The sequence below is a fragment of the Allofournierella sp. genome (assembly GCF_017889395.1).
Classification (GTDB): Bacteria; Bacillota; Clostridia; order Oscillospirales; family Ruminococcaceae; genus Allofournierella.
In genome coordinates, this window is the sequence record NZ_JAGHKE010000026.1 from 1 (window position 1) to 24,576 (window position 24,576).

Sequence of the window (24,576 nt, forward strand, 5' to 3'; positions counted from 1 at the left end):
GCTGCTTTGAACGAATGCGACATTGCATTTCTCTGCCTGCCGGATGCGGCGGCAAAGCAGGCCGTGGCCCTGGTGACTGACCCGAACACGGTGATCATTGATGCCTCCACGGCGCACCGGACCGCCCCGGGCTGGGCCTACGGGTTTCCTGAGCTGGGAGACAGTTTTGCTCAGGCAGTGAAAAACGGGAAGCGTATCGCGGTTCCCGGCTGCCACGCCAGCGGCTTCATTGCGCTGGTACAGCCACTGGTCAGCGCCGGACTTCTGGCAAAGGATACCCTGCTCACCTGTCACTCCGTCACCGGCTACAGCGGCGGCGGCAAGGCGATGATCACCCAGTATGAGGATCCGGCCCGCAGCCCGCTGCTGGACGCTCCCCGTCAGTATGGTCTGTGCCAGCAGCACAAGCACCTGCCCGAGATGAAGGCCGTCACCGGGCTGGAAGCACCGCCCATCTTCTGCCCCATCGTGGCGGATTTCTACAGCGGCATGGCGGTGACGGTTCCCCTGTTTGCCAGCCAGCTGAAGGGCAGCGTGGAGGATGTGTGCCAGCTGTACCAAAGCCTTTACACCGGTCCGGTGGTGCACTGGAAGGAATCCTGCGGAGAGGAGGGCTTCTTCTCCGCAGCGGCCCTCACCGGTCTGGACGGAATGGAGATCTCGGTGGCGGGCAACGGCGATCGCATCCTGCTCACCGCCCGATACGACAATCTGGGCAAGGGTGCCAGCGGCGCGGCAATGGAATGTATGAACCTGGTGCTGGGGCTTGCCCCGGAAACCGGTCTTAGCTTTTAAGCCATTCAACAGCAGCTTTATTATATTTTCATTATATATAGGGAAGGGAAAACGAACATGAAACAGATCGAAGGCGGCGTCTGCGCCGCAGCGGGATTCAAGGCCGCGGGCGTTCACTGCGGCATCCGGAAAAATCAGACCAAACGGGACCTGGGGCTGATCGTGAGTGACTGCAAGGCCAGCGCCGCGGCGGTGTACACCACCAACCTGGTGAAGGGCGCACCCCTGCTGGTGACCAAGGAGCATCTGGCGGACGGCACTGCGCAGGCCATTCTCTGCAACAGCGGCAATGCCAACACCTGCAATGCAGACGGCCCCCAGATTGCCAACGCCATGTGTCAGCTGGCGGCGGATCAGCTGGGCCTCGCCCCCGAGGATGTGGCCATCGCCTCCACCGGCGTGATCGGCCAGCCGCTGAACCTGGAGGTCATCCAGGCCGGCATGGCCCCGCTGGCAGCGGATCTTGCCTACCACAACAGCCTGCACGCAGCCACCGCCATCATGACCACCGACACCATCCCCAAGGAAGCGGCGGTGGAGTTTGAGCTGGACGGCAAGGTATGCCATCTGGGCGGCATCGCCAAGGGCAGCGGCATGATTCATCCCAACATGGCCACCATGCTGGTGTTCCTGACCACCGACGCGGCCATCAGCAGCGAGCTGCTGCAGAAGGCCCTGAGCACCGACGTGCAGAGCACCTTCAACATGGTGAGCGTGGACGGTGACACCTCCACCAACGACATGGTGATCGTTCTGGCCAACGGCATGGCGGGCAACACCCTCATCACCCAGGGGGGCGAGGACTTCGCCGTCTTTATGAAGGCACTGAACACCGTGACCATGCAGCTGTGCAAGATGCTGGCAGGTGACGGCGAGGGCGCGACCCATCTGCTGGAATGCAAGGTGAGCGGCGCAGCCGATCTGGCCACCGCGCGCACCGTGGCAAAGTCGGTGATCTGCTCCTCGCTGGTAAAGGCCGCCATCTTCGGGGCGGACGCCAACTGGGGCCGCATTCTCTGCGCCATCGGCTACAGCGGCGCGGATGTGAACGTGCAGGCAGTGGATGTGGCCTTCGTCAGCAAGGCGGGCTGCATTGAGGTGTGCAAGGCCGGGGCGGGCATCCCCTTCTCGGAGGAAAAAGCCAAGCAGATTCTGCTGGAGCACGAGATCGAAATCCAGGTGGAGCTGAACAGCGGCAGCGCCGAAAGCACGGCCTGGGGCTGCGATCTGACCTACGACTATGTGAAAATCAACGGCGATTATCGCACCTGAGGAGGCAGCCATGGAACTGAGCAATGCACAACGGGCGCAGGTGCTGATTCATGCCCTGCCCTACATTCAGAAGTACACCGGTAAAATTCTGGTGGTGAAATACGGCGGCAACGCCATGATCAACGAAGATTTAAAGCAAGCAGTAATGGGCGACCTGGTGCTGCTGAGCCTGATCGGCGTGAAGGTGGTGCTGGTGCACGGCGGCGGACCGGAAATCAGCGACATGCTCAAGCGTGTGGGCAAGGAAAGCAAATTTGTGGACGGCCTGCGGGTGACCGACAAGGAAACCGCCGACATCGTGCAGATGGTGCTGGCAGGCAAGCTCTGCAAAAGCCTTGTGAGTCTTTTGCAGAGTAAGGGCGGCAAGGCCATCGGTCTGAGCGGCATGGACGGCTATCTGATTCAGGCCCAGCCCCTGCGGCCGGAGCTGGGCTATGTGGGCGAGATCACCCACATCAACGTGGAACCGGTGCTGGACGTACTGGAAAAAGGCTACATCCCGGTAATTTCCACCGTGGGCTGCGACGCGGAGGGCAACGTGTACAACATCAACGCCGACACCGCCGCCGCCCGCATCGCCGCCGAGCTGAAGGCCGAGAGCCTGATCTCCATGACCGACATCTGCGGCATCCTGCGGGACAAGGATGACCCCTTCACCCTGATCAGCCAGATCACCGTGAGCGAAGCGCCCCAGCTGATGCGGGAGGGTGTGATCTCCGGCGGCATGATTCCCAAGGTGGAATGCTGCATTGAAGCCATCCGCCGGGGCGTGAGCCGGGTGTTCATCATTGACGGCCGCATCCCCCACACCATCCTGATCGAGACTCTCACCGACGAGGGCATCGGCACCATGTTTGTTTCCGGAGGAAATTATGGGCAACATTAAACAACGGGACCAATCCTATGTGGCCCACACCTATGCCCGGTTCCCGGTGACCCTCACCGGCGGCCAGGGCGCGCTACTCACCGGTGAGGACGGCAAACAGTACATCGACATGGGAAGCGGCATCGGTGTAAACGCCTTCGGTGCCTGCGACGCGCAGTGGCTGGAGACGGTTACCCATCAGGCCGCCGCCCTGCAGCACACCTCCAACCTGTATTACACCGAGCCCTGTGCCAAGCTGGCGGCCATGCTCTGCCAGCGCACCGGCATGCAGGAGGTATTCTTCTCCAATTCCGGCGCGGAGGCCAACGAATGCGCCATTAAAGTTGCCCGCAAATACGGCGCGGAACAGCTGGGGCCGGAGCACTTCACCGTGCTCACCCTGAAAAACAGCTTCCACGGCCGCACTCTGGCCACCCTTGCCGCCACCGGGCAAGAAGTGTTCCACAAGGATTTCCTGCCCCTGACTCCCGGCTTTGTGTATGGTGAATCCGGCGATCTGGAAGGCATCCGAAAAATTCTGGACGAAGTCCCCTGCTGCGCTGTTCTTCTGGAGATGATTCAGGGCGAGGGCGGCGTGCTGGTGCAGGACAAGGCCTTCGTGCAGGGACTGGCCCAGCTGGCAAGCGAGCATAAGCTGCTGCTGATGGTGGATGAGGTGCAGACCGGCAACGGCCGCACCGGCAAGCTGTTCAGCTACATGCACTACGGCATCCAGCCGGATGTGGTGACCACCGCCAAGGGACTGGGCGGCGGCCTGCCGCTTGGTGCAGTGCTGCTGGGCGGTAAGGCGGCTGGTGTGCTGACCCCGGGCAGCCATGGCAGCACCTTCGGCGGCAACCCGGTGTGCTGCGCCGGAGCTATCTCCATTCTGAAGCGGCTGGACGACACCCTGCTGGCGGAGGTCACCGCCAAGGGCGAATGGATTCGCGCTCAGCTGGAGGGCGCGCCCGGCGTGCGCAGCGTGAGCGGCCTCGGCCTGATGCTGGGCATCGAGACCGAGCGGGACCCGGGCCAGGTGCTGGCCGACTGTCAGGCCTTGGGCGTACTGCCCCTGCGGGCCAAGAACAAGCTGCGGCTACTGCCGCCTTTGAACATTCCAAACGACCTGCTGGAGCAGGCAGTAACCATCATAAAAGAGGTGTGTGCGAAATGAAACATTTATTGAAACTGGCCGATCTGACCGCGGATGAGATCACTGAGCTGCTGAACATTGCGGATCAGCTGAAGTACGAAAAGAAAAACGGCGTACCCCATCCCCTGCTGAAGGGCAAAACCCTGGGTATGATCTTCTCCAAATCCTCCACCCGGACGTGTATCCTTCGAGGTGGGCATGTTCGATCTGGGCGGCTCCGCCCTGTTTCTGAGCAGCCGGGACCTGCAGATCGGCCGCGGCGAGCCGGTGGAGGACACCGCCCGGGTGCTGAGCCGCTATCTGGACGGCATCATGATCCGTACCTTTGCCCAGCAGGAGGTGGAGGATCTGGCCAAATACGGCTCCATTCCCATCATCAACGGCCTGACCGACTACTGCCATCCCTGTCAGGTGCTGGCGGACCTGATGACCATCCGGGAGCGCAAGGGTGCACTGGCAGGCAAAAAGCTCTGCTTTGTAGGCGACGGCAACAACATGGCCAACAGCCTGATTGCCGGCTGCATCACCATGGGCATGCAGGTATCCGTGGCCTGTCCCGCCGGGCATGAGCCGGACGCCAAGCTGATGCAGTGGGCCAGCGAAACCGGCAACTTCCTGTGCACCACCGATGTGCAGCAGGCCATTCAGGACGCAGATGTGGTCTACACCGACGTATGGGCATCCATGGGTCAGGAGGACAAGGCCGCCGAGCGCCGCAAGGTGTTCGCCCCCTACCAGGTGAACGCCGCCAACATGGCTCTGGCCAAGCCGGACGCCATGGTCATGCACTGCCTGCCCGCCCACCGGGAGGAGGAGATCACCACCGAGGTGTTCGAGCAGCACGCCGACGAGATCTTCGAGGAGGCCGAAAACCGCCTGCATGCCCAGAAGGCCGTTCTGGTCAAGTGCATGGGCGGCGAGCAGTAACCGCTCTATCTTATCCATTGCACCCCCAGACATCTGTTTCCCGGTTGTTATCTTTTACGAAAAAGGAGTATCTCTGTGTCTCCACAGAGATGCTCCTTTTTATTTCTGCGATAATCATTCCGTTTTCCGAAATGGCAGCTGCACTACAAAGCAAGCCCCGCCCAGGGAGGATTGCTCTGCATATACCGTTCCACCATACTGCCGAGTGATCCGCCGCACAATGGCCAGCCCCAGACCATTGCCGCCGATTTCCCTGCTGCGGGAACGGTCCAACCGATAAAAGGGTTCGAAAATTCTCTCCCGCTCCTCCGGTAAAAGCCCCGGACCGTCATCCTCCACGCACAGTTCTGCCCAATCCCCTGTATTGTTCAGGCTTATCCTGATATGCAGCACCGTATTTGGAAAATGAGGTCTTATAAATCCCCTGACTGGACAGCACCCGTGCCAGCCAGAGCGGCAGTCCACCGGCTACCTTCAGCTCCATCAGCACCTGGTCTGCCCCAAGCAGCGGTACACCCCAGGGCTCTGCACCCAGACTGAGTCCCTGTCGGCGGTACAGAATCCGGGAGTCGAAGGTCATCCGCAGCTGCGGGTCCTCGATGCCCTGGTAGGCATCCCGCTCGTAGGAAAGAAACACTGCCGGACGCAGGTCGCCGTAAAAGTTCATTGCATAGGCAAGTTCCTGGCCGATCTGGGTATCCGGCCAGGGGTTCTTTCCAAAAACGCAGGCCATGGCCTGTTCCCGCTCCATGGAAAGGCGCCGTTTATATACCACCGACCGGTATTTCTTTTTCAGCTCTACAAAAACCGAATCCCCCGCCTCTGCTGTTCCGTAGCTTCGCAGGCGGACCTTCTCTTTATAGACCGGCTTTTCCAGGCTGCGGCGGATGAGCCGGAAATCCGGGGTATCCAGATAGATATTCCGAATGGAGCTGTGGCTGTAAGCATCGGGTACGATGTGGGGCTTTGCGGCCAGAAGAACGGTCCGCAGCTGACTTCGCGTCAGCAGATATTTGAATTCATAACGCTGAAAAATCATCTGATCTTTCACGGCGATGTGCCTCCCTCGTTTGGATTTTCTGTGTTCAGTGTACCGTGTCAACCCTAACTGAACTTTAAAAATCCTGAAAAAGTTTTGTGGGCACATCCTCTGCCCTTTGCACTCAAAAAAGCGAACCGACTCCCTTTTGGGAATCGGTTCGCTTTTTCGTTTTTATGCCGGTATCATTACTGCCGCTTTCTCAGTCCAGCCGGAATACAGGCTCCAGCTTAGGCTGCGCTCCGGTTTCCGGGTCCATTTCCAGCTCCAGAATGTCCTTCATGTATTCATTCCAGCGATCCACAACAGCGCTTTCCGCCTGGGTCTTTTCTGCATAGGCAACGCCCTTTTCACATTCATAGTACCCAAACAGCTCATTCTTGTCCGCATAAATGGTGTAGTTGCAGATTCCCGCCTTCTTGAGAACCTCCACCATCTCCGGCCAGATTTCATTGTGGCGGCGGATGTATTCTTCCTTTTTACCGGGTTTGATCTTGCCTCGCCAGGCCATACGTTCCATTTGCTCTTCTCTCCTTTGCAAACAATTCCGCGGGGCTTCATCTGCCCCTGCTTTCTGAAAAAACATCCCCGTACCGGGCAGCAGACGCTGCCCGCCGGGGATATTTTTTAAACCTTTATGCCTGTTCTGCGACCTCAGCAGCCTCACAGCCCCAGGCTTCGATCTGGGTCAGGGCCGGGAACGGCGAGGGGCCTTCCGCCTGAATCAGATCCTTCAGCACCAGCCAGGTCACCGTCTTGGGCGTCTCCAGCGGAAAACGCTGGGGCGCAAGGCTGTTGGTCAGGGAAAGCTTCTCCTGGCTGCCATCCGAGAATACCACGGTGGCCTGTGTCCAGTAATTATCATGGGGATAGTCACCCCGCAGGGTCAGCCGAAGCTCATCCAGAGTGACCGGACGGCCGAATTCCAGGCGCAGCTCCGCCTTCGGGTCCCGGTTGATGCCCCAGCTCTGATAGGGGTATTCCCCGTGCGCAGTGTTTTCAAAGATTCCGTCAATGGCATTGCGCGCTGCAAACACCGCTTCACCGCGGGTCTCCACGTTTGCCACCGCATGGGGATAAAAGCCGGTATCTCCATGCTGATCGTAGGGATTAAACGCCAGGTTCCGGCGCACCGCCACCTCTTCGGGGGTTGCCAGCCGGGCACGGATCACATGACGCTCACCCGTAAAGCTTTTGGGGCTGTAGGTGATTGCCTGCTCGCCAAAGGGAATGGTAAAGTTGATTTCCCGCTTTTCCACATAGACCAGCACTTCCGGCATCGTATCCTCGAACTGAATCCAGCAGTAGCGCCCGGGGGTGTTGATCTCCAGTGCCACCCGATCGCCCGGACGGTAGGCATTCGTATAAACCAGACTTACCTGCTGCGCCGCATTGCAGGTCAGCAGCGTATGGCCGGGCACATCCAGCACCTTCAGTTTAATGGTTTCCATGAACAGTCGATTCCTCACTTTCTATTTTCATGCCGCATTGCCTATTTTCCGCTTTGCAATGCAGCATTTCGATTGAACATTATCCAACGATCAAATCCAGACCATGCTTAAACCAGATTCGGGTACGCCAGATCACCTGAGGCCAGGCCGTGCGCAGGCGAGCATCGGTCACCTCCACCTTCTCGGTGGTGATGCGCAAAGGCATTTGCTCGATTGCAGCAAAGCCCAGTTCCCCGAATCGGATGCCGGACTCCTCCACCTGGGGCGCTTCCACGCTTAGCAGGCTCAGAGCCACCTCGCCGGGATAGTCGGTTTCATCGCTCAGATGCAAGCCGTCCTCCTGCAGAACCGCTTTACGGCAGTAATTGCCCAGGCCGGGAACCGTTCCATAGGCGGGTGCAATGTCCATGCTCAGACCACCCTCCAGCTTCTGTACCTCCCGGGCGGCAAATTCCGCGCCCGGCTTCTGCTCATAAGCAGCCCCTTCCGGGTCAAACTCCGGAAGATTGTGCCAGCCGGAACGCATGGTCCAGATCTCGTACCGCTGAGGGCTGAAGGTCTTTTTGGTGTAGCTCTCCACGCCCAGGTCAATCAGCAGCGGCTTTCCGTCTTTATACAGTGTCACGCTGCCGGTGTCGTTGTGGTTGTGACTGTCGGCATTGCAGCCTGCCTTGATGCCCACGGTATAACCCGCACGGCGGCAGATGCACAGCCCGATGCTGGGATACCAGCTGTCCTCCGGAAGCACAGCGGCGCTTCCGGCGTGTTCCTTCGCATAGGCGCAGATGTCCGCCTCCGCAAAGGCTGTCTGTACCGCATAGTACAGGTTGATGCCCGCCACCGAATCCGAGGTGGGTTCGCCGCCCGGCCAGCGCACAAAATCCTCTGCTGCCAGCGCCATGAGCGGCTGACTGCCAATCTTTCTGCCAAACAGGAATTCCCGCGCACCGCGCGCACCGGCAAGCGGGCTGCAATCCGCAAAGTTCAGATAGAACGAACCGGAAACATGTACATTGGAAATGTATTCGGCGATTCCCCTCAGCTTGGGCTGCTCCCACACCCGGTCAAACACGCCCGGAGCAATGGCACACAGAATGTCCAGCCCATTGAACAGGCACAGACCGGCGTGGCTGTAGTACTGGGCGCCCTCGCTGCATGCACCGTCCTCGCCGTAGTCCTTTAAAAAGCAATCCAGACTGTAGGCGGCGCTGCGCACCACGGTATACAGATATTCCTTGCTACACGGCTGCAGCAGAGAAAATGCGATTAGGCAGTTCTGCACGCACCAAGGTGTCCAGTTGCACATGGGCTCACCGCCGTTGCCCTTCCACCAGAAGTGATCCCGCTGCCAGGGCGTCAGCACCCGGAAGGTCACTTCCCGGACCAGCCGCCGGGGCAAGCCGGGAGCATAGCGCTCCAGCGCGTCGCCCAGCAGGTAGTGGACCATCGCCAGAAGCGCCGCGGTCTCGGCAGCGAACAGATCCACGATCGGCCGGGAGGTATCCGCCAGAGGCAGCTGCGGCGTATCCCGAATATAACTGTTATGGGCAGGCAGCTGCCAGGCGCTCTCCTCACAAATGGCCCACACATAGTCCCCGATCAGCGGAATAAAGTTCCCCTGATTTTCTACCGCTTCTGCCAATGCTAGGCGCGCCAGCGTGCGGCGGCGGCCGAAATACGCGTTCTCGTATTGGGTACGGTCCCCGTCGGCAGTGAACCGCAGCCACAGCGAAAGCGGCAATGCCGGTACACCGGTATCGTCCTTCGCCGCCTGCTGCCCTGCCTGCAGCAGCCGGGCTGCGCCGGGCAGCGACTCCCATGCATTCCGATCCGATACAGGGGGACAAGGTCTCCACTGTCCCGGAACAAATGCAGGAGTTTGCTGAAGAAATTCCATCAACATTCTGCTGTCTCCTCCTTATCAAAAGAGATGCCGCGCAGCTTCTGCATGTAGGCACGCGGACTTACACCCTCCAGCTTTTTAAAAACCTTGGAAAAATAGAAGGCACTTTCAAAGCCCAGCTTATGGCTGATCTCATAGATCTTAAGATCTGTGGATGCCATCAGATCCTTCGCAGCTGCAATGCGGGTTTCTGTTACGAACTCCACAAAGCTGCTTTCCCCGTTTTGTGTAAACAGCTGGCTGAGATAACCCGGACTGAAATTGAACACCGCCGCCACATCGTTCAGCGAAAGCCGCTTGTCCAGATTATTGCGAATGTATTTCTGAATGTCCGCCACGATCCTTGCCCGGTGATCCAGCGTCGGTTTTGCTCCGCTTCCGGTAAAACCGATGGGCTCACTGGAGCTCAGAACCGGCAGGACCGAAAGCGCCTCCCGCTTGCTGTGCGGGATTTTATCCAGCCGGTTTACCGCAGGGCCGATGCCCCACCACAAGGTGGCGCTGAAATATTTGTACAAAATGCTGTTCGCCTTCTCCAGCACCGGCATCAGGCACTGCTGCATATCGTCCGGTGTTTCCAGCGGGAACAGCACCGAAAAATGCCTTGGGTCCACAACCGTGACAAAGCAGGGCATATATTTGGGCAAAACATCCGCCGCCATGCGGGTAACGCCCGCGCTCAGCGTGATCTGATGCTCGATATCCTCTTTGCGGTTTCGTATGCTGGCAATTGCCACCGCATACCAGGGCGAATCCAGCTTGATGCCCAGCTCCTCCGCCGCAGAGCGGATCTGAACATCACTGTCGAACGCTCCGCTGTACATATGAATAAAGAACCGGTCCCGATACCGCTCCAAGCCAGTCACCGTCTCCGAGGATGGCTGGCGCAGCGCCTTCTCTTTTTTCACCGCATTCCGGGCACGCTCCAGCGCGGCCAGCAGATTTTCCTCGGTCAATTCCAGTTTGAGCAGGTAGTCCACCGCTCCCAGATTCATGCTCCGGTGCACATAGGAAAATTCTTCGTAGCTGGTCAGCATAATGAACGCCGGCAGCGCGTTGTCCTTTTCCCTGCAGCGCGCCACCATCGTCAGCCCGTCCATTACCGGCATGCGAATGTCCGACACCACAATGTCCGGCTTCAAATCATCGATTTTTTCCAATGCCTCGCTTCCGTTTCGCGCTGTTCCAACCAGTTCAAACCCTTGTTCTGCCCAATTGATCATGCTTTGCATGCCAATAAGAACCAGCGGTTCATCGTCCACAAGTAAGACACGAATCAATCCGTACTCTCCTCCTCCGAATTATGGGCAGGGGGAAGACGAATCGTGACCGATGTTCCAACCCCCGGCTGAGAAGAAATGGACAACCCATATTCTTCACCAAAGCTATACTGCAAACGGCGGTGCACGTTCCACATGCCCACATGACGATATTTCGCCTCGGCCTCCTCGCCTTCCGGCGCACGAAGCACCTTTGCCGCCATTTCCTCATCCATACCCACACCGTTATCCTTCAAAACAATCAGCGTATCCCCGCACGGATCGCGAGTAACGATGATCTCGATGTTTCCTGCACAGCCCTTTGGCTCGATTCCATGGAAAATCGCGTTTTCCACCAATGGCTGCAAGGTAAAGCGCGGAATCATGCAATTCTGACACAGGCGCTCGTCTTCAATGTAGGATACATCCAGCATGATCGTTCCTCCGTAGCGATAATGCTGGATGGTAAAATAGTCGTTAAGCAGAGCGAACTCCTCCTGAAGCGTAACCAGGCGCTCATTGCCCTTGGAAACGCTTTTCAGCAGGCGCGACAACGCCATGGTCATCTCCACAATACCGGTGGCATGCTGGATCGCCGCCATCCATTTGATACTATTTAATGTATTATAAATAAAATGGGGGTTGATCTGGTTTTGCAGCATCCGATACTCCAGATCCTTTTTCTGTCGCTCGTCATCCAGCCGTTTTTCCATCAGCGTGCTGATGGAACGGGAAAGTCCGTTGATTCCGCGGCCAATGTCGCCCATTTCATTGTCCCACTCAATGTCCGGATTGGGCGTAAAGTCGCCCTCGCTGATCCGTGCCAGCTGTTTTTGCAGCGCCTGCACCGTGACCGCAATCATCTGACGCAGCACAAGACCCAACAGAAGGCCCAGCAGCGAAAGGCCGCCAAGCATCATAACAAAGAAGGGGAACATGCTGGGCAATTGATCCCAGATCACCGGCTGCTGCAGAAACTGCGCAATATACAAATCGTGAACTCCCACAGGGTATGCAAGCGCAAGCTGTTCGTTATAACGGATTAGGCATGTCTGCTGGTTCATCAGCGACACGTAATCCGGAATCTCTTCCACAGATTGGATTTCCGTGCCGGGCTCCAGCGCGACCAGCTCATTTCCGCTTACCCGCCACATCTGATCATTCATAATCCAGAACAGCTCACAGTCCTCGCAGGCATTGGTTTCCTGCAGCACATCGGTGATCATCCTGCTGGAAACCGCAATGTAAACCTGCGCCTGGGCATTGCTGGAGTAGCTGGCTATTTTTCGCATGACCGGAATGATTGTTTTGGAATTGCCAATGATCAGTGGGTCTTTTTCCAGCATGGTCCATGACAGATTTTCGGTACCTTCAGAGAACCCCGGCAACTGGTAGATTCCATCCCCGGTGATTGCAAGGCTTTGTGTGGTGGTCATTCCCTGCTGCAGAATCCGCCCATTATTATCTGTAATCAGAATACGGTCCAGATAGCGCGCTGTATACTGCGAAGAATATTTATTAAGTAAAGTATCATAAACCGTAAGAACCTGCTGTGTTTGTACATTTCCAAATATATAACTTCGGATTGTACTGTTCACCGTACACCAATCAGCAAAATCGTCGATCTCACTCACGTTTTGCCGAAGCTGGTTCGCAGCAACCTGCAAACTGTACTCCACACTCTGCGAATTGGCCCGAAGATAATTTCGATATACTACAACTAAACTCACCGCACAGATTCCCAAGGCGATCATGGAACTAAACGCAAGGGAAAGCATAATAATTCGCATCTGAAGTGAGTGGCGGCGTTTCAACACAACATCGTTCCTTTCGCTATCATTCACCTTATTATACTATTAATATCCCTTTTATTATACAATAAAGCACCGCGTCAAAGCAAAGAAATGCAAAATTCCAATGAAAAAAATATATCTTTCTGAAAAAAATACATGATTTCAAAAACCTCTTTCTTTGGGAGGACTTTCCACTTCCTACTTTTTTGCATAATTTTTCTTGAAAAAGTCTATCTGTTTTTAGGCTAAATTATATTATAATCTATTACAGGGATGAATCCGTTCACGATTCATCAAAAATAACAGAAGGAGAGAACACACACTATGAAAAAGCTTCTTGCACTCGTGACCGCTAGTGTAATGGCTCTGTCCATGGTTGCTTGCGGTGGATCCACTTCCACCAGCACCGCCACCAGCACCGCCAGCACTGCCTCCACCTCCACCGGCAGCTCTGAAGAGCAGGTTACCCTGAACTGGGCTGTTTGGGATCTGGAGTCCACTGCTTACTGGAAAGCCATGGCTGACGGCTACATGGCAAGCCATCCCAATGTGACCATTGAGATGACCGACCTGGGCTCTACCGACTACATGACTCAGCTGGCTACTCAGCTGGCTGGCGGTAACGGCGAGCTGGATGTTCTGACCATCAAGGACATTCCCGGTTACTCCAACCTGATCAACCTGGAGATGCTCGTTCCCATGAACGACATTCTGGAGCGCGACACCGCTGACTTCGGCGGCGTTATCGAGCAGCTGACCGCTGAGGACGGCAACTTCTACGGCGTTCCCTTCCGTTCCGACTTCTGGGTTCTGTACTACAACAAGGACATCTTTGATGCTGCTGGCGTAGAGTACCCCACCAACGACATGACCTTCGATGAGTTCGACGCTCTGATCCGTGAGGTTTCCGAGGCCAGCGGCGTTTACGGTAACTTCTACCACACCTGGCGTTCCGACGTAACCCTGTTCGGCATCCTGGATGGCCAGAACACCATCATCGACGGCAACTACGACTTCCTGGCTCCCTACTACGAGACCGTTCTGGCTGAGCAGAAGGATGGCGTTGTAGGCGACTACGGCGAGCAGAAGACCAGCGCTCTGCACTACTCTGCTGCTTTCGAGAATGGCCAGACCGCTATGTGCAACATGGGCAGCTGGTTCATCGCTACCCTGCAGGCTTACAATGCTGACGCTGAGGCCAACGGTGTTGAGCCTGTAAACTTCGGCATCGTGAAGTACCCCCATCCCGAAGGAGTCGAGGCCGGCACCACTCTGGGCACTGTGACCAGCCTGGGCATCAACCCCTACTCCGAGAACCAGGAAGCCGCTGCTGACTTCATCAACTGGTGTGTTTCCGACGAAGGCGCTGCTGCCATCGCTGCTACCGGCACCTTCCCCGCTGTTTCCAACAGCGAAATCAACAGCATCATTGCTGCTACCGAAGGCTTCCCCACCGACGAGGCTTCTGTTGAGGCTCTGAACACCGTTGCTGTGTACCTGGAGATGCCCCTGTCTGACAAGGCTGCTGAGATCGAGACCGTTCTGAACACCTGGCATGACGCCATCATGACCTATGCCTGCACCGTTGAGGAAGGCATTGCCAACATGAACAGCGAGGTTCAGGCTCTGCTGGCTGAGTAATCCCCTTGCTTTTCTACACTCGTTCATAAACAGCCGGGGGCGGGCGATCGCGCCCGCCCCCTCTTATTTTGTATAGCTTTCCAAACATATCCTTGAGGAGGGATTTCGAATGCCCCGAACCACCAAAACTGCATCCGCAGTACGAGGCAAGGGAATGAACAAAAACCTGCGGGACAGCCTGGTTGCATACAGCTTCATTGCTCCCAACTTCATTGGTTTTTGCGTATTCACCCTGGTTCCGATGATTTTCGCCATCTGCCTGGCTTTCTGTAATTGGGACGGCGTGCATGCCATTCAGTTTGTCGGCCTGCAGAACTTTGCTGATCTGCTGTCTGACAATACCTTTAAGGTTTCCTTTGTGAACACCATCATTTACGCAGTCGGCACGGTTCCTCTGACTCTGGTCTGCAGCCTTGGTCTGGCTCTGCTGCTGAATCAGAAGGTATTTGCCCGCAACTTCTTCCGCACCGTGGCATTCTTCCCCTACGTTGCTTCTCTGGTTGCTGTTGCTGCCGTGTGGAACATGATTTTCAATCCTTCCATGGGCCCTATTAACATGGTTCTGTCCGCCTTTGGCGTGGAGGAACTGCCCCGCTGGGCCGCTGGCAAGGAGACTGCTATGATCACCGTTATCCTGTTCAGCGTGTGGAAAAACATGGGCTATTACATGGTCATTTACCTGGCCGGCCTGCAGGGTACCAATCCTGAGCTGAACGAAGCCGCTGAGCTGGACGGCGCAAACCGCCGCCAGATCTTCTGGCACATCATCCTGCCCCAGCTGCGTCCCACCACCTTCTTTGTTGTGATTATGCTGACCATCACCTCCTTTAAGGTATACGATCAGATGTACATGATCACCCAGGGCGGCCCCGGCAACGCAACCATGACCCTGGTTTACGACATCTACAATGTCGCTTTCGTGGGTACTCCCCGTTACGGTTATGCAAGCGCTATCAGTATGGTTCTGTTTGCACTTGTTCTGATTGTTACTCTGGTGCAGTTCCGCGGTTCTTCCGCTGATAACTAAGAAAGGAGGCTTTTAAAAATGGCACAAACACTTGCAGTAAAAACCAAATCTGCCAAAAGGCAGCATCAGATCGCGATGGTCGCTATTTATGTCATTCTGATTGTTGTTGCCTTCTTAATGCTGATTCCTTTTGTTTGGATGCTGTCCGCCTCCTTCAAAATGAACAAGGACGTTTTCTCCTTCCCCATTGAGTGGGTTCCTTCCAATCCTAGACCGGAAAACTACGTGGACATCTGGACTAAGATCCCCCTGGCCACTTTCATTTTAAACACTACCAAGCTGACCATCATCGTCACCCTGCTGCAGCTGTTCACCTCCAGCTTCGCTGCATACGCATTTGCAAAGCTGAACTTCAAGGGCAAAAAGCTCCTGTTCCTGGGCTACATTGCCACCATCGCGGTGCCCTGGCAGGCTTACATGGTTCCCCAGTTCATGATGATGCGTTCCTGGGGCCTGAACAACACCCATCTGGCCATCATCTGCCTGCAGGCCTTCAGCGCCTTCGGCGTGTTCCTGATGAAGCAGTTCTATGAAGGCGTTCCCACCGAACTGTGTGAAGCCGCTCGTATCGACGGTCTGTCCGAATACGGCATCTGGTGGCGCATCATGCTGCCGCTGTCCAAGCCGGCACTGTCCACCCTGACCATCTTCACCTTCGTTTCCACCTGGAACGACTTCCTTGGTCCCATGATCTACCTGACCAAAACCGAACTCAAGACCATCCAGATCGGTCTGCGCATGTTCATCAGCCAGTATTCCGCTGAGTACGGTCTGATTATGGCCGCCTCCGTAATCGCGCTGATCCCCGTGCTGATTGTATTCCTGGCATTGCAGAAATACTTCGTGCAGGGCGTTGCGTCCGCCGGCCTGAAAGGCTAACCTTTACCCCGAAGGGGCACGGGCATTCTGCTCCGTGCCCCTGTTTTTTTATTCCAGGAGTGTTCCGACTTTCCGAAACGCTCCGAGCAATGAGGTGCTTTATGAAAACCATTGATCTTCCCATTCTGACCGATACCGCCGCCGCTGCGGCTCTTGACGAGGCCTGTGAGCAGGTTCGCATCAATCTGCCCCTGTACACCGACCGCTGCCAGAACCACTCCAGCGTGGACAACATCTACCCCGCCTGCGACAACAACCAGTGGACCTGCGGCTTCTGGCCCGGCGAGGTGTGGCTGGCCTTTGAGCGCACCGGCGACGAGGCCTTCAAGGCCTCCGCTCTGGAGCTGGTGAACAGCTTCGCTTACCGCATCGATCATAAGATCGAGGTGGACCACCACGATATGGGCTTCCTGTACAGCCCCTCCTGCGTGGCAGCTTACAAGCTGACCGGCAGCGAGATCGGCAAGGAGGCCGCCGTGAAGGCTGCCGACCAGCTGATCAGCCGTTTCCAGGAAAAGGGCCAGTTCATTCAGGCCTGGGGTGAGATGGGTGCGCCGGAAAACTACCGCTACATCATCGACTGCCTGCTGAACCTGCCTCTGCTGTACTGGGCCACCGAGGTGACCGGCGATGCCAAATACGCAGACATTGCCCACAAGCACATCACCACCTGCCTGGCTAACTCTTTCCGTGCCGACGGCTCCACCTACCACACCTTCTTCATGAATCCGGACGGCACCCCCAGCCACGGCGCCACCTGCCAGGGCTACAAGGATGACAGCTTCTGGGCTCGCGGTCAGGCCTGGGGCGTGTACGGCAGCGTGCTGAGCTACCGTTACACCAAGAACCCCGAATATCTGGACACCTTCCGCAAGGCGCTGGCCTTCTACATGACCCGCCTGCCTGACGATCTGATTCCCTACTGGGATATGGTGTTCACCAGCGGCACCGAAGAGCCCCGTGACTCCTCCTCCGCTGCCATCGTGGCCTGCGGCCTGCTGGAGGCTGCCAAGTACGTGGAGGCCGAAGAGGCCGAGGGCTATGTGAAGCTGGCCCGTCAGATGATGGGCAGCCTGGTGGACAACTACGCGGTGCGTGAGCATGTGCCCGGTGCCGGTCAGATCCTGCACGGCACCTACAGCAAGAAGAGCCCCTACAACACCTGCACCCCCGAGGGCGTAGATGAATGCACCAGCTGGGGCGACTACTTCTACATGGAAGCTCTGACCCGTCTGACCAAGGACTGGGAGCTGTACTGGTAAAAAAGCGCAATACAGGAAAGAAGGATTGAGCGCAATGGAACTGAATACCCGCAAAGACTTTGAAGCACTGGCCCACAAGCTTCTGGACCCCCTGCTGCCCCTCTACTCTGAGGGCTGCGCACGGCTCCAGATCGGCGATACCGGCGCCAGCTACTGCCGCGATACCATCCAGATGGAGGGCTTTTCCCGCATTTTGTGGGCTCTGGCTCCCCTGCTGCAGGGCGGCGGCGAAGCACCGGAACTGACCCGCATTTACCAGAAGGGACTGGTCAGCGGTACCGATCCCGAGAGCCCGGAATACTGGGGCAATCCCGGCGACTACGACCAGCTGTTCGTGGAAATGGCCGCCATTGCCTGTGCCATTCTGGAGGTTCCCCAGACGTTCTGGGAGCCCTTGAGCGACAAGGAAAAGCAGAATCTGGTCAACTGGCTGAGCACCATCAACCAGCATGAACTGCCCATGTGCAACTGGCTGGGCTTCCGCATTCTGGTCAACCTGGCGCTGCGCTCGGTAAACATGCCCTATGAGCCTGAACGCATGGAGCTGGATCTGCAGGAGATGGAAAGCTGGTACATCGGCGACGGCTGGTACAGCGACGGTTCTCCTCTGAACAAGCCTCAGCGCGACTACTATATTCCCTGGGCCATCCAGTACTACGGCGTGCTGTACAGCGTGTTCGCCGCTGACACCGATCCGGAACGGGCCGCTCGCCTGCGGGAGCGGGCTCTGGTGTTCGGCCGGGAATTCCAGCACTGGTTCGATGAAAACGGCGCTGCCATTCCCTATGGCCGGAGCCTTGCTTACCGCTTTGCTCAGTGTGCCTTCTACTCTGTTTGCGTCTGGGCCGGGCTGGAGCCCCTGCCGCTGGAGCAGATGAAGGGTATCATCGTGCGTAACCTCCAGTGGTGGATGGAAAAGCCCATTGTTGATCGGGACGGCGTGCTGAACATCGGTTACTGCTATCCCCAGATGTTCATGACTGAGCGCTACAATGCGCCGGGCAGTCCCTACTGGTCCATGAAGAGCTTCATCGTGCTGGGTCTACCGGAGGATCACCCCTTCTGGAAGGCAGAGGCCGCTCCTCTGGCCGCAAATCCGGGCCTGACCCCCATGTACAATGCTCATTTCCTGATGCAGCGCACTCCGGACGGCCAGGTGAACCTGTATGCCCCCTCTGAGGTGGAGCAGAACGAGCACGGCCAGTTCGCAGAAAAGTACGGCAAGTTCGTATACAGCACCCGGTTCGGCTTCTCTGCCAGCCGCAGCTATGTACAGCTGGAGCAGGCCGCGCCGGACAGCATGCTGGCCTTTGTAATCAGCGGCCAGGTGTTTGTGCGCCGTCACAGCGACAGCTTTGAGGTAAAAGAAGACCGGATGATCGCCACCTGGTCTCCCTTCGAGGGCATCACCGTGACCACCGAGCTGATTCCCACCGAGCAGGGCCACATCCGGCGGCACACCATCCAGAGTCCCTTTGCCTGCACCGCCTACGACAGCGGCTTCGCGGTGGCAAAGTTTACTCCGGAATTCGCCGCAAAGGCGGATGGCTGCACCGCTGAAGCGGGCAACCAGACCCAGCGCTGCACAGTATGCGGCAAATCCGGCACGGCGCAGATCATTGAGTGCTGGCCCAACACCAGCCTGTATGCGCCCAACACCGTGATTCCCTCGGTACGGTACGAGATCGCCGCGGGCACCACCGTGGTGGAGACCGAGATCACCGCCTTCGCGCAGTAATCACATTTGTACTTCGCGGCATTGCGAAGTACCAGTACGTCTTTTTTTGGGGGGGCATTTTGCTGACAAAATGCCCCCTTCTTTTATAATAGGAATAGAATTCATCGCTGCGCGGAGCTGGTCTGCGCAGCAAGCAAAAGTGAGGGAACTTTTATGCATCCTGATTTAAAATGGCTCGTGGACCCCGAGGTCTTCGCGGTGGGCCGGCTGCCCGCTCATTCCGATCATCGCTGGTACCAGAACGAGCAGGAGCTGGCGCTGGGCCGAATGGCTCTGCGTCAGAGTCTGGACGGGGAATGGCAGTTCGCCTACAGCCCCTGCCCCGCTGCCCGCCCGGCAGATTTCTGGCAGGAGGATTTCGACCGCTCGGCCTTCGGCCCCATCCAGGTACCCGGCCATGTGGAACTCCAGGGCCACGGCCAGATTCAGTACATCAACACCATGTATCCCTGGGACGGCCGCAGCAATCTGCGCCCGCCCCAGATTGACTGGGACAATGCGCCGGTGGGCAGCTATGTTCACCGGTTCGACCTTGACCCGGAGCTTGCAGGCAAACGGGTTTGCATCTGTTTTGAAGGCGTGGAGCAGGCCTTTTATCTTTGGCTGAACGGTCATTTCGTCGGCTACAGCGAGGATTCCTTCACTCCTGCCCACTTTGATCTAACGGAGTTTATTCGTCCCACCGGCAACCTGCTCTGCGTGGAGGTCCATAAACGATGCAGCGCCAGCTGGCTGGAGGATCAGGACTTTTTCCGGTTCAGCGGTATCTTCCGCCCGGTATATCTGTACGCCAAGCCCCGCATCCATGTGGAGGACCTCTGGCTGCGCGCCGGTCTGGAAGAGGACAACACCACCGGCACCCTCGCTCCCCTGCTGCTGCTCTCCGGCGAAACCGACGGCTGCTCTGTAACCTGCCGGATCACTGACCCTCTGGGCCGCTGTCTCTTTGACGGTCCCATCGACCCCAGCGGCGAAACGACTCTTCATCTGCCGGACATTCAGCCCTGGGACCACGCTCATCCGGTGCTGTATTCGGTGTTGTTCCTCCTGAAGGACCGACAGGGAAACCTGGTAGAGCTGGTTCCCTACCGTACCGGCTTCCGCCGTTTTGAGCTGAGGGACGGCCTGATGCTTCTGAACGGCGAGCGAGTGGTATTCAACGGCGTAAACCGCCACGAATGGAGCGCAGAGCGGGGCCGCTCCATCACCTGTGAGGACATGGACCGCGCCATGTCCACCTTCCGCCGGGCCAACATCAACGCGGTGCGCACCTGCCACTATCCCAATCAGAGCTACTGGTATGAGCTGTGCGATGAAAACGGCATCTATACCATGGATGAGACCAATCTGGAAAGCCATGGCTCCTGGCAGAAGATGGGCGCAGTGGAGCCCAGCTGGAACGTGCCCGGCAGCCTGCCCCAGTGGAAGAAATGCGTGGTGGATCGTGCCCGTTCCATGTTCGAGCGGGACAAGAACCACACCGCTATTCTGATCTGGTCCTGCGGCAACGAATCCTACGCGGGTGAGGATATTCTGGCCATGACCCACTTCTTCCACGAGAACGATCCCAGCCGTCTGGTACATTATGAGGGTGTGTTCCACAACCGGGCCTTCGACTCCATCAGCGACATGGAAAGCCGTATGTACGCCACTCCGCAGGCCATCCGGGAATATCTGGAGGCCAAGCCGGAAAAACCCTTTATCCTGTGCGAATACATGCACGATATGGGCAACAGCCTGGGCGGCATGGAAAGCTACATTCGCTTGGGCGAGGAATTCCCCCAGTATCAAGGCGGCTTCATCTGGGACTATATGGATCAGGCCCTGTGGCACACCGACTGCCTGGGCCGCCGGGTACTGGGTTACGGCGGCGACTTTGGCGAGCGTCCCACCGACTACAACTTCAGCGCCAACGGCATCGTGTTCGCTGACGGCAGCGAAAAGCCCGCCATGCAGGAGGTACGCTACTGGTATTCCAGCCCTGAGCAGCGTTCTCTGCACGATCAAAAGAACGCGAAGGCCAGCCGCCTGTCTGCCCAGCAGGTGGCCTCTCTGCACGCCGAAAACGCCCGTCAGGCACAATCCGCCGCCGATCTGGTGGTCATTGAGGGCGATGTGAATCTGGGCGTACAGGGCCAGGGATTTGAGGTTCTCTTCTCCTACACCGAAGCCGGCCCGGTTTCGCTGATCTCCCAGGGTACACAGTGGCTCTATCGTGCGCCTCGCCCCGCACTCTGGCGGGCAGCCACGGAAAACGACATCGGCAACGCCTTTGCCGCAAAGAGCGCTGCCTGGATGGCAGCGGATGCACTGCCCCGCTGCACCCGCTGGGAGGTCCGTGAAAAAGGTCCCCGCCGGGTAGAGATCGCTTATTTCTTTGAATTTGCCGCGGTTCCCGGCGCATCGGTGGAAATGATTTACTCGGTGGATGCCCAGGGAAGCCTGAGGGTGCGCGCCGAATTCCAGGGTGCGCCGGAGCTGCCCGAGCTGCCTGTATTCGGTGTTCGTTTCGTTCTGCCGGAGCCGGCAGCCTCCTTTGGCTGGACGGGCCTTTCCGGCGAAACCTATCCCGATCGGAAAAAGGGCGCCACCTTCGGCCGTCACAGCGATATTCCCCATATCCCGGACTATCTGGTTCCCCAGGATTGCGGCGTGCATATGGACACCCACCGGCTGACGCTGGAGCGGCGCAACACCCAGGAAGCAGCCACCGCACGGCTGGAGCTGCTCATGGCAAAGGAGCCCTTTGCATTCAGTGCACTGCCTTACACCGCCCAGGAGCTGCAGAACGCCGATCACCGGGAACAGCTCCCGCCGCCCAGCCGCACGATTGTGACCGTGATGGGCGCGGTTCGAGGTGTTGGCGGCATCGACAGCTGGGGCACTGATGTGGAGCCCGAATACCGAATCAGCGCGGAACAAAACCACCACGTCGAATTTTTCATTCAGCTTTAAGTGCACAGCGCGTCTCTTGCAGGGCCATAGTTTAAATTATAATTAAGGCTTTTGCTGTATGCTGGTGGTATCAACACTGGAAGGAAGGCGCTGCTATGCGCATTTTACTGGCTGTGCTGGGTCTGTGTGCGGTGCTGGCACTGCTGCTGATCCTCTCCAGCCGGATTGTGCGGCCGGTGGCGGAAAGCTATGAAAAGCAGCGCCGGTTCATCACCGACGCAGGCCACGAGCTGAAAACGCCCATGACCATCATCAGCGCCGATGTGGACCTGGCCGAGATGGACTGCGGGGAAAACCAGTGGCTCATCGACATCCGCCGCCAGACGCAGCGTCTCACCAGCCTGACCGCCGATCTGATCTATCTGTCCCGCATGGAAGAGGAACAGCCCAGGCTTTCGCCCATTGAGTTTCCCCTTTCGGATGCGGTGGAGGAGATAGCCCAGTCCTTTGCGGCTCTCGCCACCAGCCAGGGCAAGGCATTTTCCATCCGGGTGCAGCCCATGCTCTCGTATCTTGGCGATGAGAAAGCCATTCGCCAGCTGGTTTCCATCCTGCTGGACAATGCTCTCAAATACTCCCCTGAGGGCGGACAGCTGACTCTCACACTGGAAAAGCAGGACCGCGGTACGCTGCTCACCGTCACCAACACCGTGGACAAACCTCTGGAACGTGCCCAGCTGACCCGTCTGTTCGACCGGTTCTATCGTACCGACCAATCCCGCAACAGTCAGACCGGCGGCTATGGGCTGGGGCTTTCCATTGCCAAAAGCATCGTACTGGCGCACAAGGGAAAATCCGGGCAGAGCAGCCGGACAGCAACACTCTTGCAATTGTGGTAAATCTGTCTGCATAAAAAACTACGATTCGCCGGTAAAACACCAATTTCAAAGCAAAAAACCGAGGTCTTTGCACGACATTGTGCAAAGACCTCGGTTTTTTTGTGATTATAGCAGCTCTGCAAACCAAGAACAGCGGAAACCGCATATACGGTTTCCGCTGTTCAATTCAGTGTTTACAGCTCTTAGCGCTGCAGGGGTATTCCGCTAGTTTGCGTCCCTTACTGTTTCTTCTTGACGAAAACCAGTACGGCCGCAATTACTGCGATCACTACCACAGCACCGATCACAACAGGCAGTACACTGCCGCTGCCCTGTGCGGAAACAGCTTCGCTCTCAGAGGAAACAGCTTCCTCACTGTCCGCCGGCTGCTCTTCTGCTGCAGGCTCCTCAGTGGGAACCGCAGTGGGTGCTGCAGTGGGAGCTGCGGTAGCCGAGGGAGTGGAGCCCTCATCGGGCTTCTGAGTGGGAGCTGCAGTAGGTGCAGCAGTGGGAACCGCAGTAGGTGCAGCAGTGGGAGCTGCAGTGGGAGCTGCGGTAGCCGAGGGAGTGGAGCCCTCATCGGGCTTCTGAGTGGGAGCTGCAGTAGGTGCAGCGGTGGGAACCGCAGTGGGAGCTGCAGTAGGCACTGCAGTGGGAACTGCGGTGGGAGTTGCAGTAGGTACTGCAGTGGGTACTGCGGTGGGCTCAGGAGTCGCGGTCGGCTCCGGAGTGGGTGCAACGTAGTCGATGTTCTCATCGGCAACGGCCAGCCAGCTCACAACGGGAGCCTGAGAGCCGGTGCAGGTGATGGTGTAACGAACGGTTGCAGCCTCATCCAGCGTGAAGGTGAACTCGTTCAGCTGGCTCAGGTTGGAGCCGCTCACGCCGAAGGTGCCCGCATCCAGAACAGTATCGCCATAGGAAACGGTAGCTTTCATCGGGCGGTCCATCCACCACCACTCCTGATGGGCAGAGGTGATGGTATATTCGCCGGCTTCCAGATAGAAGTCGTAGGAGATGGTCTCACCCACCTTATTCTCCTTACCGTAAATACCGGTGGCCCACATGTCAGCGGTGCCGGACCAGCCCTTGGTGCCAACATCGGTGTCCACCAGACCCCAGGTGTTGTCACTGGTCTTGAACTGATCGAACTTATCGTTCAGCAGCTGATCGCCCAGCATAGATTTCACCAGTTCATAGTACTCGGTGGTCTCCGGTGCATTTGCATCGTTCAGGTTGCAGACGGTATCGATGAAGTAAACCAGGTTGTTGGGTACGACCTGCACGGATACGCTTGCGGTCAGGGGCATACCCAGAACGGTGATGCCGCCCTGTACCACACCAACCACATCATTGGTGCCGTACACGTTGGTGAAGTTGTCGGGTTCATTGCCTTCCCAGACAATGGGCATCTCCTTGATTTCGCCATTGCTGTCCTTTACCATTACGGTGCTGGGCAGAGCGCTGGCGGGCAGGCGGCCATTGCTCAGAACAGTCAGCCCGGTGGGCAGTTCGCTCTCAATGGAAACCAGAGCAGTTCCGCTCACTTCCAGCTCCTCACCCAGGGTGTAGAGCGCGTCGATCTGCAGAGTGCCGGACTTCACAACAACCTTCACGGAGTGCTTGTCGTTGGTCAGGCCGGTCAGAGTGTAGGTCTCAAAACGGGTGCCGCTGGAGGAAGTTTTTGCGTTTTCAGCAACCAGGTTGCCGTCCACATAGACATCCAGAACGGCGCTGCCGTCGTTGCCGCCGGTAATGGCAAAGCCGGTGCCGGCCACAGGGAAGTTGAAGGTGAATTC

Annotated in this window: 19 protein-coding genes and 1 pseudogene; 12 read left to right on the plus strand and 8 right to left on the minus strand. The window is 57.5% G+C overall.

Translation table 11 applies throughout. The features are described 5' to 3' along the window. The 5 genes and pseudogenes from argC to argF all read left to right on the plus strand — a co-directional run. The coding region (argC, locus tag J7G73_RS04635) for an N-acetyl-gamma-glutamyl-phosphate reductase (protein ID WP_291245421.1) at positions 1-795 on the plus strand (795 nt) is incomplete at its 5' end. A 57-nt stretch (positions 796-852) separates the two neighbouring features. Continuing rightward, positions 853-2,067, plus strand: a complete 1,215-nt coding sequence (gene argJ, locus J7G73_RS04640; protein ID WP_291245422.1) for a bifunctional glutamate N-acetyltransferase/amino-acid acetyltransferase ArgJ — start codon at positions 853-855, stop codon at positions 2,065-2,067. Positions 2,068-2,077: 10 nt separating this feature from the next. Then, positions 2,078-2,953 (plus strand): acetylglutamate kinase, encoded by an 876-nt coding sequence (gene argB / locus J7G73_RS04645; RefSeq protein WP_291245423.1) that lies wholly within the window; start codon positions 2,078-2,080, stop codon positions 2,951-2,953. Further along, a complete protein-coding gene (locus J7G73_RS04650) occupies positions 2,940-4,106 on the plus strand; it encodes an acetylornithine transaminase (protein WP_291245424.1) in 1,167 nt (388 codons plus the stop codon). Before argB ends, J7G73_RS04650 begins: the two co-directional genes overlap by 14 nt. Next, positions 4,103-5,012: pseudogene (gene argF, locus J7G73_RS04655) on the plus strand (ornithine carbamoyltransferase). The gene J7G73_RS04650 and the pseudogene argF overlap by 4 nt, the downstream one beginning before the upstream one ends. Before the next feature lie 114 nt (positions 5,013-5,126). Here argF and J7G73_RS04660 read toward each other — a convergent pair. The 7 genes from J7G73_RS04660 to J7G73_RS04690 all read right to left on the minus strand — a co-directional run bounded on the left by J7G73_RS04660 (position 5,127) and on the right by J7G73_RS04690 (position 12,481). Next, positions 5,127-5,405: an ATP-binding protein gene (locus tag J7G73_RS04660; protein WP_367113949.1), complete on the minus strand. Its 279-nt coding sequence runs from the start codon at positions 5,403-5,405 to the stop codon at positions 5,127-5,129. Further along, the gene (locus J7G73_RS04665) at positions 5,341-6,063 is read right to left on the minus strand and encodes a polyphosphate polymerase domain-containing protein (protein WP_291245426.1); all 723 of its coding nucleotides are present in this window, start codon (positions 6,061-6,063) and stop codon (positions 5,341-5,343) included. Before J7G73_RS04665 ends, J7G73_RS04660 begins: the two co-directional genes overlap by 65 nt. Positions 6,064-6,253: 190 nt before the next feature. Then, positions 6,254-6,571, minus strand: coding sequence for an L-rhamnose mutarotase (locus J7G73_RS04670; RefSeq protein WP_087295236.1), 318 nt, complete (start codon positions 6,569-6,571; stop codon positions 6,254-6,256). A 115-nt stretch (positions 6,572-6,686) separates the two neighbouring features. Further along, the gene (locus J7G73_RS04675) at positions 6,687-7,502 is read right to left on the minus strand and encodes a carbohydrate-binding protein (RefSeq protein WP_087295238.1); all 816 of its coding nucleotides are present in this window, start codon (positions 7,500-7,502) and stop codon (positions 6,687-6,689) included. A gap of 79 nt (positions 7,503-7,581) precedes the next feature. Further along, positions 7,582-9,405 (minus strand): heparinase II/III family protein, encoded by a 1,824-nt coding sequence (locus tag J7G73_RS04680; RefSeq protein WP_291245427.1) that lies wholly within the window; start codon positions 9,403-9,405, stop codon positions 7,582-7,584. Beyond that, positions 9,399-10,667, minus strand: a complete 1,269-nt coding sequence (locus J7G73_RS04685; RefSeq protein ID WP_275532615.1) for a response regulator — start codon at positions 10,665-10,667, stop codon at positions 9,399-9,401. The genes J7G73_RS04680 and J7G73_RS04685 overlap by 7 nt, the downstream gene beginning before the upstream one ends. Positions 10,668-10,681: 14 nt before the next feature. Beyond that, positions 10,682-12,481: a sensor histidine kinase gene (locus J7G73_RS04690; RefSeq protein ID WP_291245428.1), complete on the minus strand. Its 1,800-nt coding sequence runs from the start codon at positions 12,479-12,481 to the stop codon at positions 10,682-10,684. Positions 12,482-12,781: 300 nt separating this feature from the next. Between J7G73_RS04690 and J7G73_RS04695 the strand changes: the two genes are divergently transcribed. The 7 genes from J7G73_RS04695 (at position 12,782) to J7G73_RS04725 (ending at position 22,798) form a co-directional block, all read left to right on the plus strand. Beyond that, positions 12,782-14,098 (plus strand): extracellular solute-binding protein, encoded by a 1,317-nt coding sequence (locus tag J7G73_RS04695; RefSeq protein ID WP_291245429.1) that lies wholly within the window; start codon positions 12,782-12,784, stop codon positions 14,096-14,098. A gap of 109 nt (positions 14,099-14,207) precedes the next feature. Beyond that, positions 14,208-15,125 (plus strand): carbohydrate ABC transporter permease, encoded by a 918-nt coding sequence (locus J7G73_RS04700; protein ID WP_087295249.1) that lies wholly within the window; start codon positions 14,208-14,210, stop codon positions 15,123-15,125. 18 nt (positions 15,126-15,143) lie between these two features. Next, the gene (locus tag J7G73_RS04705) at positions 15,144-16,004 is read left to right on the plus strand and encodes a carbohydrate ABC transporter permease (protein ID WP_087295251.1); all 861 of its coding nucleotides are present in this window, start codon (positions 15,144-15,146) and stop codon (positions 16,002-16,004) included. A gap of 101 nt (positions 16,005-16,105) precedes the next feature. Further along, positions 16,106-17,266: a glycoside hydrolase family 88 protein gene (locus tag J7G73_RS04710; protein WP_291245430.1), complete on the plus strand. Its 1,161-nt coding sequence runs from the start codon at positions 16,106-16,108 to the stop codon at positions 17,264-17,266. 34 nt (positions 17,267-17,300) lie between these two features. Then, positions 17,301-19,004 (plus strand): DUF2264 domain-containing protein, encoded by a 1,704-nt coding sequence (locus J7G73_RS04715; RefSeq protein WP_291245431.1) that lies wholly within the window; start codon positions 17,301-17,303, stop codon positions 19,002-19,004. A 153-nt stretch (positions 19,005-19,157) separates the two neighbouring features. After that, positions 19,158-21,959 carry a glycoside hydrolase family 2 TIM barrel-domain containing protein gene (locus J7G73_RS04720; protein ID WP_291245432.1) on the plus strand — a complete coding sequence of 934 codons (2,802 nt, stop codon included), beginning with the start codon at positions 19,158-19,160 and terminating at the stop codon, positions 21,957-21,959. Between the two features lie 95 nt (positions 21,960-22,054). Beyond that, positions 22,055-22,798: a HAMP domain-containing sensor histidine kinase gene (locus J7G73_RS04725; protein ID WP_291245433.1), complete on the plus strand. Its 744-nt coding sequence runs from the start codon at positions 22,055-22,057 to the stop codon at positions 22,796-22,798. Positions 22,799-23,016: 218 nt separating this feature from the next. Here J7G73_RS04725 and J7G73_RS04730 read toward each other — a convergent pair. Further along, the coding region (locus J7G73_RS04730; protein ID WP_367113950.1) for an Ig-like domain-containing protein at positions 23,017-24,576 on the minus strand (1,560 nt) is incomplete at its 5' end.